This window comes from Saccharopolyspora indica (genome assembly GCF_027853965.1).
Classification (GTDB): domain Bacteria; phylum Actinomycetota; class Actinomycetes; order Mycobacteriales; family Pseudonocardiaceae; genus Saccharopolyspora; species Saccharopolyspora indica.
Genome location: NZ_JAQGLB010000019.1, coordinates 51706 through 63791, shown reverse-complemented (window position 1 = coordinate 63791; position 12086 = coordinate 51706). Strand labels below are relative to the sequence as shown.

At 71.4% G+C, this 12086-nt stretch carries 9 protein-coding genes; 5 read left to right on the top strand and 4 right to left on the bottom strand.

Features of this window, described 5'->3' with window-relative positions; all coding sequences use genetic code 11:
• Nucleotides 1-219: 219 nt before the first annotated feature.
• Nucleotides 220-2772: an ATP-dependent Clp protease ATP-binding subunit gene (locus OU416_RS31235; RefSeq protein ID WP_270930643.1), complete on the top strand. Its 2553-nt coding sequence runs from the start codon at nt 220-222 to the stop codon at nt 2770-2772.
• Nucleotides 2773-3016: 244 nt separating this feature from the next.
• On the opposite strand, the gene OU416_RS31230 is transcribed toward OU416_RS31235, so the two are convergent.
• Nucleotides 3017-3751 carry a DedA family protein gene (locus OU416_RS31230; protein ID WP_270930642.1) on the bottom strand — a complete coding sequence of 245 codons (735 nt, stop codon included), beginning with the start codon at nt 3749-3751 and terminating at the stop codon, nt 3017-3019.
• A 205-nt stretch (nt 3752-3956) separates the two neighbouring features.
• On the opposite strand from OU416_RS31230, the gene OU416_RS31225 reads away from it, so the two are divergent.
• The 3 genes from OU416_RS31225 to OU416_RS31215 are packed head-to-tail and all read left to right on the top strand — an operon-like array spanning nt 3957 to nt 8766.
• A complete protein-coding gene (locus tag OU416_RS31225; protein ID WP_270930641.1) occupies nt 3957-4637 on the top strand; it encodes a helix-turn-helix domain-containing protein in 681 nt (226 codons plus the stop codon).
• A gap of 53 nt (nt 4638-4690) precedes the next feature.
• On the top strand, nt 4691-5575 hold the full coding sequence (locus OU416_RS31220; protein WP_270930640.1) for a hypothetical protein: 885 nt from the start codon (nt 4691-4693) through the stop codon (nt 5573-5575).
• A gap of 47 nt (nt 5576-5622) precedes the next feature.
• A complete protein-coding gene (locus OU416_RS31215) occupies nt 5623-8766 on the top strand; it encodes a BTAD domain-containing putative transcriptional regulator (RefSeq protein WP_270930639.1) in 3144 nt (1047 codons plus the stop codon).
• 46 nt (nt 8767-8812) lie between these two features.
• Here OU416_RS31215 and OU416_RS31210 read toward each other — a convergent pair whose 3' ends face one another.
• Together OU416_RS31210 and OU416_RS31205 are read right to left on the bottom strand one after the other, a co-directional pair.
• Nucleotides 8813-9631 (bottom strand): ABC transporter permease, encoded by an 819-nt coding sequence (locus OU416_RS31210; RefSeq protein WP_270930638.1) that lies wholly within the window; start codon nt 9629-9631, stop codon nt 8813-8815.
• Complete coding sequence (locus tag OU416_RS31205; RefSeq protein WP_270930637.1) at nt 9628-10575, bottom strand: ATP-binding cassette domain-containing protein; 948 nt, start codon at nt 10573-10575, stop codon at nt 9628-9630. The genes OU416_RS31210 and OU416_RS31205 overlap by 4 nt, the downstream gene beginning before the upstream one ends.
• 104 nt (nt 10576-10679) lie before the next feature.
• Between OU416_RS31205 and OU416_RS31200 the strand changes: the two genes are divergently transcribed.
• Nucleotides 10680-11672: an endonuclease/exonuclease/phosphatase family protein gene (locus OU416_RS31200; protein WP_270930636.1), complete on the top strand. Its 993-nt coding sequence runs from the start codon at nt 10680-10682 to the stop codon at nt 11670-11672.
• Between the two features lie 77 nt (nt 11673-11749).
• Here OU416_RS31200 and OU416_RS31195 read toward each other — a convergent pair whose 3' ends face one another.
• Nucleotides 11750-12058, bottom strand: coding sequence for an antibiotic biosynthesis monooxygenase family protein (locus tag OU416_RS31195; RefSeq protein ID WP_093156509.1), 309 nt, complete (start codon nt 12056-12058; stop codon nt 11750-11752).
• Nucleotides 12059-12086 lie beyond the last annotated feature (28 nt).

The following is a 12086-nucleotide window of genomic DNA, read 5'->3' as shown; positions in this document are numbered from 1 at the left end:
GCCATCCGATAGGTGCAAATCCGGAATCCCGCAGGCCAGCGAGCCGTTGGTCAGGGTGCCGGACAAGAATGTGGGCAGCAGGCCGTAGCGGGCACGGACCGCGACCGGGTGGGGCTACTACAGTGGTCCTCAAGAGTGCTGAACCCGTCGTGGGCATCGGCGATGCAGGAGCCGTGTCCCAGCCAACGAGACCGCCGGCGCAGCAGTCAGGGAGTGCGAATGTTCGAGAGGTTCACCGACCGCGCGAGGCGGGTGGTCGTCCTGGCCCAAGAAGAGGCCCGGATGCTCAACCACAACTACATCGGCACCGAGCACATTCTCCTGGGCTTGATCCACGAGGGTGAGGGTGTCGCCGCCAAGGCGCTGGAGTCGCTGGGTATCGCGCTTGAGGGCGTGCGGCAGCAGGTCGAGGAGATCATCGGCCAGGGGCAGCAGGCCCCGAGCGGGCACATCCCGTTCACCCCGCGGGCCAAGAAGGTGCTGGAGCTGTCGCTGCGCGAGGCGCTGCAGCTCGGCCACAACTACATCGGCACCGAGCACATCCTGCTCGGGCTGATCCGCGAGGGCGAGGGCGTGGCCGCCCAGGTGCTGGTCAAGCTGGGCGCTGACCTCAACCGGGTGCGCCAGCAGGTCCTGCAGCTGCTGTCGGGCTACCAGGGCAAGGAGCCCGCGGAGGCCGGTGGCCGCGGCGAGGGCACCCCGTCGTCGTCGCTGGTGCTGGACCAGTTCGGCCGCAACCTGACGCAGAGCGCGCGCGAGGGCAAGCTCGACCCGGTGATCGGCCGGGAGAAGGAAATCGAGCGGATCATGCAGGTCCTCTCGCGGCGCACCAAGAACAACCCGGTGCTCATCGGCGAGGCGGGCGTCGGCAAGACGGCCGTGGTCGAGGGCCTGGCGCAGAAGGTCGTCAAGGGCGAGGTGCCCGAGACGCTGAAGGACAAGCAGCTCTACACCCTCGACCTGGGCTCGCTGGTCGCCGGTTCCCGGTACCGCGGTGACTTCGAGGAGCGCCTGAAGAAGGTGCTCAAGGAGATCAAGACCCGCGGCGACATCATCCTGTTCATCGACGAGATCCACACCCTGGTCGGCGCGGGCGCCGCCGAGGGCGCGATCGACGCGGCGAGCATCCTCAAGCCGATGCTGGCCCGCGGTGAGCTGCAGACCATCGGCGCCACCACGCTCGAGGAGTACCGCAAGTACGTCGAGAAGGACCCGGCGCTGGAGCGCCGGTTCCAGCCGATCCAGGTCGGCGAGCCGTCCCTGCAGCACACCGTCGAGATCCTCAAGGGCCTGCGGGACCGCTACGAGGCGCACCACCGGGTGTCGATCACCGACTCGGCGCTGGCGGCCGCGGCCAACCTGGCCGACCGCTACATCAACGACCGGTTCCTGCCGGACAAGGCGATCGACCTGATCGACGAGGCCGGCGCCCGGATGCGCATCCGCCGCATGACCGCGCCGCCGGACCTGCGCGAGTTCGACGAGAAGATCGCCGACGTGCGCCGCGAGAAGGAGTCCGCGATCGACGCGCAGGACTTCGAGCGGGCCGCCCGCCTGCGGGACGAGGAGAAGCAGCTCCTCGGCCAGAAGGAGGAGCGGGAGAAGCAGTGGAAGGCCGGTGACCTGGACGTCGTCGCCGAGGTCGACGACGAGCAGATCGCCGAGGTGCTGGCGAACTGGACCGGCATCCCGGTCTTCAAGCTCACCGAGGAGGAGACCACCCGCCTGCTCCGCATGGAGGAGGAGCTGCACAAGCGGATCATCGGCCAGGACGACGCGGTCAAGGCCGTGTCCCAGGCGATCCGCCGCACGCGTGCGGGCCTGAAGGACCCGAAGCGCCCGTCCGGTTCGTTCATCTTCGCCGGTCCGTCCGGTGTCGGTAAGACCGAGCTGTCCAAGGCGCTGGCGGAGTTCCTGTTCGGCGACGACGACGCGCTCGTGCAGATCGACATGGGTGAGTTCCACGACCGCTACACCGCCTCGCGGCTGTTCGGCGCCCCTCCGGGCTACGTCGGCTACGAGGAGGGCGGCCAGCTCACCGAGAAGGTCCGCCGCAAGCCGTTCTCCGTGGTGCTCTTCGACGAGATCGAGAAGGCCCACCAGGAGATCTACAACACGCTGCTGCAGGTGTTGGAGGACGGCCGCCTCACCGACGGCCAGGGCCGCACGGTGGACTTCAAGAACACGGTGCTGATCTTCACCTCGAACCTCGGCACACAGGACATCTCCAAGGCCGTGGGCCTCGGCTTCTCCAGCGGGCAGGGGGCGGAGTCCAACTACGAGCGGATGAAGTCCAAGGTCCACGAGGAGATGAAGAAGCACTTCCGGCCGGAGTTCCTCAACCGGATCGACGACGTGATCGTCTTCCACCAGCTCACCGAGCAGGAGATCATCCAGATGGTCGACCTGCTGTCGGGCCGGGTGGAGAAGGCGCTCAAGGGCAAGGACATGGCCCTGGAGCTGACCGAGAAGGCGAAGAAGCTGCTGGCCAAGCGCGGGTTCGACCCGGTGCTGGGCGCGCGGCCGCTGCGCCGGACGATCCAGCGGGAGATCGAGGACAAGCTGTCCGAGAAGATCCTGTTCGGCGAGATCCAGGCCGGTCAGATCGTGATCGTGGACGTCGAGGGCTGGGACGGCGAAGGCGCCGACGACAAGGCGCACTTCACCTTCCGCGGCGAGCCGAAGCCGTCGCTGGTCCCGGACACCCCGCCGGTCGCGGTCTCGGCCGGCACCGAGGACAAGTCGGAGGGCTCGGACTCCGAGTCCGCCTGACCCACCGCAGCGAAGGCCCCGCCCCCACCAGGGAGCGGGGCCTTCCGCACGACCAGGTCGAGGTGAAGGGCACCTTTCACCCGCATAGTTGGCGAAAGGTGCCCTTCACCTCGCACCCGATCAGGTGTCACGCGGCAACGGGCGGAGCCGCTGCCCACCTCGGCTTCACCCGGACGAGATGGTGTGAAGGGCACCTTTCGCCAAGTAAGTTGGCGAAAGGTGCCCTTCACCTTGGATCGATCGGTCAGCGGAGGCGGCGGATCTCTTGGGTGGGGGCTTCCGCGGAGACGCGGGCGAACTGGACCGTGGGGGCGTCCTCGGCCTGCGGTGCGGGTTCGCCGCGGCGGTTGTTGCGGATGCGGACGGCGATGAAGGCCACCACGGCGAGGATCGCGAGGACCAGGACCACCTTGGAGAACACGCCCGCGTACTCCTCGACCAGGTACCAGCTCTCGCCCAGCAGGTAGCCCGCCACCACGAAGACCGTGTTCCAGATCAGGCTGCCGAGGGTGGTGAACAGCGCGAAGGTGCTCAGGCGCATGCGCTCGACGCCGGCGGGCAGCGAGATGAAGCTGCGGAACAGCGGGATCATGCGGCCGAAGAACACCGCCTTGACGCCGTGCTTGGCGAACCACGCCTCGGTCCGGTCGATGTCGGCGATCTTGACCAGCGGCAGCTTCGCCGCGATGGCGCGGGTGCGGTCGCGGCCGAGCGTGGCGCCGATGCCGTAGAGCGCGAGGGCGCCGACCAGCGAACCGAGCGTGGTCCACAGGATCGCGCCGATGAGCGTCATGTTGCCCTGGCTGGCGGCGAACCCGGCCAGCGGCAGGATCACCTCGGACGGGATCGGCGGGAACAGGTTCTCCAGGGCGACGATGGCCCCGGCGCCGGGGCTGCCGAGGGCCTCCATCACGGAGATCACCCAGCCGGTGAAGCCGGTCGGTTCGGCGGAGGTGGCGGCAAACGTCGTCAGATCCATTCGAGCGGCTCCGGGTAGGGGTGCTCCGCCGCGGCTCGCGGCAAAAGCGGAACGTTGATCGGAATAAATGTCCGTTTATTCCATGATTCCAGCCGTTCGGCGTACTCCGCCCGCACGGACAGTGATCTATGCCACTCCTCGGCTCGTTTCGCGCCCCGAGCGCCCCCGCACCTACGCTGTCCGAGCGGGACGGAGGTGACCGCGAGTGGCGAACTACGCGGCCCGTCGCGGCGCCCGGACCGGAGCGACGGTGTGGCGCGTGCGGGCGGACGGTCCTCAGCAGCACGTCGTTCCCGACGGCGTGCTGGATCTGATGTGGTTCCAGGACCGCCTGGTCGTCGCGGGCCCCGACACCCGGGCGATGGCCGTCCGGACGCGGCCGGGAGAGGTGACGTGGGGCCTGCGCCTCGCTCCGGGCGTGGCGCACGCGCTGCTGGGCGTGCCCGCGGACGAGCTGGCGGACCGGCGGATCGACCTGGCGGAACTCGTCACCCCGCCGAAGCGCTGGTCCTTCGAGGGCGACGTGGCCGACGCCCTCGAACAGGTGCTGATCGACATGTGGGCCCGTGCCGACCCCGACCGCTCGCTCCTGCGCACCGCGGCCTCGCTGGACCGCGCGGCCCGCGAGGGGCTGAGCGTGCGGGAGACGGCGGAGCTCCACGACCTCTCGGAGCGTTCGTTGCGCAGGCTCAGCGCCCGGCTCTTCGGCTACGGCCCCAAGTCGCTCGCGCAGATCCACCGGTTCCAGCGCGCGCTCCACCTCGCGCGGTCGGGACTGCCGCTGGGCGAGGCCGCCGCGACCGCGGGCTACGTCGACCAGGCCCACTTCACCCGCGAGACCAAGCGGCTCGCGGGGCGGACACCCGCAGCGCTCACCCGCGCGTAGCCGTGGCCGATTCGTCCAAGCCGGATCGGGCAGGCAGCTGGCACAGTCCTGGCATGAGCATCGACCTGGGGCGCGCGAGGACGTTCATGGCCTCGCACGCGAGAGTTCTCGACCGGCGGCGATTCGAGGCCCTGACCGGCGGCGACGCCGCTCGCGATGCGATCGCCAGCGGGCTCGACGCCTACCGGAATCCCGACGGCGGCTACGGGTGGGGCCTAGAACCGGACCTCCGCGCTCCGGAGAGCCAGCCCGGCGGTGCCCTGCACGCGCTCGAAGCGCTCGCGGACGCCCGGGCGAACTCCTCGCACGCCACCGCCCTGCTCGATTGGCTGAACACCGCGACGCTGCCCGATGGCGGCCTGCCCTTCGCGCTGCCGATCGGTGATTCCGCGGCGTGCGCGCCGTTCTGGTCCCAAGCCGATCCCGCGGAGTCGTCCCTGCAGATCACCGCCGCCGTGGCGGCGCAGGCCCACCGGCTCGCGCGCTGGGACGGATCGGTCCGCGACCACCCGTGGCTCGCGACGGCGACGCGCTACTGCTTCGACGCGATCCGCCGGATCGACGAAGCCCCCTTCGCCTACGTCCTCTCCTTCGCGCTCCAGCTCCTCGACACCGCCTCCGACACCCACCGCGAGGCGCGCGAGCTGCTCGACCACCTCGGCCGCTTCGTCCCGCCGGACGGAGCGATCGCCGTCGTCGGCGGCGCGGAGGGCGAAACCCTCCACCTCCTCGACTTCGCGCCGGAACCCGGCCGCCCGGTCCGCGAGCTGCTCGACCCCGAAGCCGTGTCCGCCGACCTCGACCGGCTCGAACGGGGCCAGCGCGAGGACGGCGGATGGGCCGTGGACTTCACCAGCTACTCCGACGCCGCAGCCCTGGAGTGGCGCGGTTACGCGACCGCCAACGCGGTCTCGGTGCTGCGCAGCAACGGCCGATGACGGTTAATCCCGAGCATCGGAGCAGGAGTCTTTGAGAAGCTGGGCGGGTGCGTGTCGCTCTCCTGGGGCCCTTCCGGCTGACCGCCCCCGACGGCCGGACGGTCGACGTCGGCGGCCTCCGGGTGCGCACGCTCCTCGCGCGCCTCGCGCTCGAAGCCGGCCGCACCGTCGCCACCGAGCGGCTCATCGCCGACCTCTGGGGCTCCGCCCAGCCGGCCGGCGCGCTCAACGCGCTCCAGTCGCTGGTCTCCCGCGCGCGCCGCGCGCTCGACGGCTCGCTGACGCTGCGCTCCGACCCGTCGGGCTACGCCCTCCTGGTCGATCCCGACGACGTCGACGCCGACCGCTTCGCGCGGCTCGCGGCCGATGGCCGCCGCCTGCTCCGCGACGGCCACGTCGACGCCGCCGCTGCCTCGCTCCGCGAGGCGCTGGCGCTCTGGCGCGGCGGCGCGCTCGCCGACTTCCTCGACGTTCCGTTCGCCGAAGCGCAGGTGGCGCGGCTGGACGAGCTGCGCCTCACGGCGCTCGAAGATCGCATCGAGGCGGACCTGCGCGCCGGGCACCAGGTCGACCTGGTGCCCGAGCTGCAGGGGCTGTGCGCGCGCTACCCGCTGCGCGAGCGGCTCACCTCGCTGCGGATCCGCGCGCTCTACGCCTGCGGCAGGCAACCGGACGCGCTAGCGGTGTTCGAGGCGTTGCGGCGGCGGTTGGACGACGAGTTCGGCGTGGAGCCGTCGCAGGAGCTCAAGGACTTGCAGCTCGGGATGCTGCGCGGTGATCCCGCGCTGGCGCCGAAGCCGGAGCCGCGCCGGTCGTCGAGCCCCGCCGTGCTGCCGACGCGGTTGAGCAGCTTCGTCGGCCGGGAGCGGGAGATCGAGCGCACGCTGGCGGAGCTGACCGATGCGCGGCTGGTCACGCTCTTCGGGCCGGGCGGCGCGGGCAAGACCCGGCTGGCCATCGAAACCGCGGCCGGGGTGTCCGACCGGCGGGTGTGGTTCGTGGAGCTCGCGCCGCTGCGCGATGAGCAGGACCTGCCCACCGCGGTGCTGACCGCGCTGGGCATCCGCGAGAACCGGCTGCTGGAAGGCCCGAAGACGCACGCCTTGAGCCGGGTGGGTGAACTGCTCGCGGCGGAGCCCACTCTGCTGGTGCTGGACAACTGCGAGCACGTGATCGGAGCTGTCGCCGAGTTCGCCCAGGAGCTCCTCGGCCGCTCGCCGCAGCTGCGCGTGCTCGCCACCAGCCGCGAGCCGCTCGCGGTGGCGGGCGAACGGCTGCTGCCCGTCGGCCCGCTGGAGCTGCCGGAATCCGCTGCCGTGGCGGGGGAATCCGCGTCGGTGCGGCTGTTCGCGGACCGGGCGGCCGCTGCTCGCCCGGGTTTCGCGCTGGACGAGGACACCATCGGTGACGTGGTGGAGATCTGCCGCCGGCTGGACGGCATGCCGCTGGCGATCGAGCTCGCCGCGGCCCGGCTGCGGGCGATGAGCACGCGGCAGATCGCCGACCGGCTGGACGACCGCTTCCGCTTGCTCACCAACGGCAACCGCACCTCGATGCCCCGCCACCGGACGCTGCGCGCGGTCGTGGAGTGGAGCTGGGACCTGCTCACCGAGCAGGAGCAGACGCTGGCCAGGCGGCTGTCGGTGTTCGCGGGCGGTGCCACGCCGGAGGCGGTCTCCGGGGTGTGCGCCGACGCCGAGCTCGCCGGCGGCGACGCGTTCTACGTGCTGCTGTCGCTGGTGGAGAAATCGCTGGTGGAGGCGGTGGATTCGGGCCTGGGCATGCGCTACCGGATGCTGGAGACGGTGCGCGCGTTCTGCGCCGAGAAGCTCGACGCGGCGGGGGAGGAGGACGCGCTGCGGGCCTCGCACGCCGCGTACTACGTCGAGTTCGCCGAGAGCGTCGCGCCGAAGGTGCACCAGGCCGACCAGCTCGACTGGATGGAACGGCTGGACGCCGACCACGACAACATCATCGCCACGCTGCACTGGGCCACCTCGTCGGGTGACGCGGACCGGGGGATCCGGCTGGTGGCGGCGCTGTGCTGGTACTGGTCGATGGCGGCGCAGCACGAGGAGCTGACCGGTCGGCTCAACGCCGTCGCCGAGCTGCCGGGAGCGGCCCCGCCTGCGAGCCGGGCGGTGGTCGGGCTGATGCGGCGGCTGGTCGCCGAGGAACCGGACTGGTTCACCCGACTGCGCGCCTCGGTGGCCGAGGTCCGCGACACCGGCGCCCGGTCCCGGTACCTGTACGCGTCGATGATGGAACCGATGGCCTGGATGCTCTCCGGTGAGCTGTCCGAGATGGAGCGGTGCGTGGAGTCCGCGCTGCAGGACCCGCACCCGTGGGCGCGCGCGGCCGGTCTCTACTGCCGGGCCTGGGGTTTGGAGCACACCGGCAATCCCGGACCGGCGGAGGAGGACATGCTGGCGTCGCTGGCCGGGTTCCGCGCGATCGGCGACCGGTGGGGCACGGCGAGCACGATCCAGAGCCTGGCCGAACTGCGCTCCCAGCGCGGCGACCACGCAGCGGCGATCGAGGGGCTGCGGGAATCGGCCGCCACCCTGCGCGAACTGCGCTGCACCGACGACCTGGTGTCGGTGCTGGCGCGGATCGGCCTCGAACGGCTGCGCGCGGGCGACCTCGAAGGCGCGGAGGAAGAGCTGCGCCGGGCCGAGGAAGCCGGCCAGAACGCCTTCCCGCACCACCGCATCGGCGCGCTGAGCGGGCTGGCCGAGGTGTCCCGGCAGGCCGGGGACTTCGCCAAGGCGTGGGAGCGGATGGCGGAGCTGCGCGAGCTCGTCGGCGACGTGACCGTGACGCCGCAGCCGCTGCGGCAGCTGGTGAAGCTCTGCGAAGCCCGGCTGCACGTCTCGGAGGGCCGCTTCGACGCCGCGCGGGCGGGACTGGCCGAAGCGCTGGTCACCGGCTTGGACCTTCGCGACATGCCGATGACCGCCGCCATCGCCGAGCAGGCGGCGAGGACGGAGCACGCGCAGGGGCGGCCGGAGGCGGCGGCGCGGCTGCTCGGCATCGCGATCGCACTGCGCGGCCAGCTCGACGAGGGCGACCCGGAAGTGCGCGATCTCCTGCACGCCCTGACCGGGACCTTCGACGCGGAGCAGGAGAAGGGCGCGGCGCTCTCCCGCGAGGTCGCGTTCGAGGAGCTCCGCGCGGCGCTGGGCGCGTGACCGGTTCCTCCCGCCCCCGAGCACGGGAGGAACCAGGTCGTGCACTTCAGACCCGGCGGCGGTAGGCCCACATCGCCAGCGGGAAGAACACCGCCACGATCGCCACCATCCAGATCGCGGTGGCCGTCAGCGGGCTGAGGACCGGGCCGCCGATCATCAGGCCGCGGGCGGTGTCCGCGAGCTGGGTGACCGGGTTGATCCCCACCCAGGCCTGCAACCAGCCCGGCATCGTCTCGGTCGGCACGAACACGTTGCTGCCCATGGTGAGCGGGAACATGAACGCCATCGCCACGCCGGGCAGCGCCTGCTGGCTCTTGATCAGCATGCCCAGGAACACCGTGATCCAGCACATCGCCAGCGCGAAGGCGATCACCACGACGATCGCGAGCAGCGCGGACAGCGGATCGGTCTGGATCCGGAAGCCCATGATCGTGGCGAACACCAGCAGCACCGCCAGCGACACCACGTAGCGCACGATGTCACCGAGCACCGCGCCGATCAGCGGCGCCGAACGCGCCACCGGCAGGCTGCGGAACCGGTCGAAGACGCCCTTGTTGATGTCGGTGTTGAGCGCCATCCCGGTGCCGAGGCTGCCGAAGACCATGTTCATCGCCATCACACCGGGCAGCGTGACCTGCAGGTAGGAGGCGGTGTCCCCGGCGATCGCGCCGCCGAAGAGGTAGACGAACATGACCAGGAACAGGATCGGCTGGATGGTGACGTCCACCAGGCCCTCGGGCGACTTGCGGATCTTCGCCACGCTCCGCCCGGCGAGCGTCAACCCGTGCCGAAGCGTGCGCAGCGGCCCGATGCGCTCGGGAGCCGCGGCCGAAGCAGCGGGCGTGCGTTCCAACGTGGCAGTCATGCGGCCTCCTCGGCTGGTTTCCCCGTGATGGCCAGGAACACCTCGTCCAGGCTGGGCAGGCGCAGCGCGAGCTCGTCCGCGGTGATGCCCGCGTCGTCCAGGCGGCGGACCAGGGTGGACAGCAGCACCGGGTCGTCCACCGGGGCGGTCAGCAGCCCGCTCTCGTCGTGCACGGCTGCTTCGGCGCCGGTCAGCTCGGTCAGGATCCGGCGCACCGCGGGCACGTTCGCCAGATCGGTCGGGCGCACCTGCAGGGTCTGCCCGCCGGTCCGGCGCTTGAGCTCGTCGGCGCGGCCGTCCGCGACGACGCGACCGTGGTCGATCACGCTGATCCGGTCGGCCAGCTGATCGGCCTCCTCCAGGTACTGCGTGGTCAGCAGCACCGTGACGCCCTCGCCGGTCAGGTCGCGGACCATGTCCCAGACCTGGTTGCGGCTGCGCGGGTCCAGCCCGGTGGTCGGCTCGTCCAGGTAGAGGATCTCGGGGCGGCCCACCAGGCTCGCCGCCAGGTCCAGGCGGCGGCGCATCCCGCCGGAGTAGGTCTTGATCGCGCGCCCGCCCGCGTCGGTCAGGCCGAACCGCTCCAGCAGCTCGGCGGCGCGGGCCTTCGCATCGCCGCGCGGCATCTCCAGCAGGCGGCCGATCAGCACCAGGTTCTCCACCCCGGTCAGCTCCTCGTCCACCGAGGCGTACTGCCCGGTCAGGCCGATGCGGCTGCGCACCGCGACGGACTGCCGGAGCACGTCGTAGCCAGCGACGGTCGCGGTGCCGGCGTCCGGCCGCAGCAGGGTGGCCAGGATGCGCACCGTCGTCGTCTTGCCCGCGCCGTTCGGGCCGAGCACGCCGAGGATCGTCCCGGCGGGCACGGCGAGGTCGACCCCGGCCAGCGCGGTGGTGGAGCCGAAGCGTTTGACCAGGCCTTCGGCCTGGATCGCGTATGACATGCAACCTCCTCAAGGGCTTGCGCATCCCACTATCCGAAGGGGCGCTGACAGCACGCGCACAGCGCGCTGACAGGCTTGGTGAGCCGGATGACAGGGGGTCGCGAGTGACTCGGACGTTGGTCGAGGAGCCGGAAGAGGAGCTGGAACGGCGCAAGCCCGGCGGGCGGGTGCTGACCGTCCTGCTGGTGCTGCTGAGCCTCGGCTTCCTGGCCTGGGCGGCGCTGCCGCTCGGCGGGCTGGAGTTCGACCGCTACACCGTGGCGCTGGTGGCGCTGACCCCGTACGCGGTGCTGGTCGGGGCGGTGCTCGCGCTCTTCGCGCTGCTGCTGCGCCGCTGGCTGACGATGCTCGTCGTAGGCCTGGTGACGGCACTGCTGGTGTTCTCCGTCGCGCCGCGGACGATGTCGAGCACGACTCCGGCGCAGGGCGCCGCGCTGCGGGTGCTGTCGGTCAACGCCTACTTCGGGCAGGCGGACGCGGAGGCGGTGGTGGAGCTGGTGCGGCGGCACGAGGTCGACGTGCTCAGCCTGCAGGAGCTCACCCCGGAGCTGGTGGACCGGCTGGACCGCGCGGGGCTGGCCGCGGAACTGCCGCACCGGGTGTTCCGGGCGGGGCCGAAGGCGGACGGTTCCGGGATCGCGGCGCGCTACCCGCTGCGCGAGCTGGACCTGGTGCCGGAGTCGACGCTCGCCCAGCCGTCAGCGCTGCTGGACCGGCCGGGCAGCCCGCCGGTGGAGATCGTCGCGGTGCACACGCTGTACCCGATGGGGCGCCACACCTACGACGTGTGGCGGCGCGAGATGGTCGAGCTGGGGCAGCTGCCGCTGAACGGCACGCCGCGGGTGCTCGTGGGCGACTTCAACGCGACGCTCGACCACGCCCGGCTCGGCGACCTGATCGGCCGCGGCTACACCGACGCCGCAGCGGCCACCGGCTCGGGGCTGAGCGCGACCTGGCCGGCGGGCTGGTTCCCGCCGCCGGTGGCGATCGACCACGTCCTCACCACGCCGGAGATCACCCCCCAGTCCTTCGAGGTCGTCCCGCTACCGGGCGCCGACCACCGCGCGACCCTCGCGACGCTGCGGTGGCGCGGCTGAGGAGCTCCGCTTGCGTTGGGGAGGGGGTCCGTGAGCGTTTTGGGGCGCTATGGCACCCCAAAACGCTCACAGGCTTCTCACTTCTCCGGGTAGGACTCCTGGACCAGCTCGAACTCCAGCAGGCTGGACCCGGAGGCGACCGGGTTCTTCGCCTCCCCGGCGTGCGCGGCCTTCGCCGGGCCCGACGCCCAGGCCTGGAACGCCTCCTCGGACTCCCACTTCGTGTAGACGAAGTAGCGGTTGTCGCCCTTCACCGGGCGCAGCAGCTCGAACCCGAGGAAGCCGGGCGCGCTGTCCACCGAGCCGTGCCGCGAAGCGAACCGCTTCTCCAGCTCCGGACCAGCACCTTCGGGAACCTCGATCGCATTGATCTTCACAACAGCCATGTAGCCAGCCTACGAGCCCGGCGGAGTG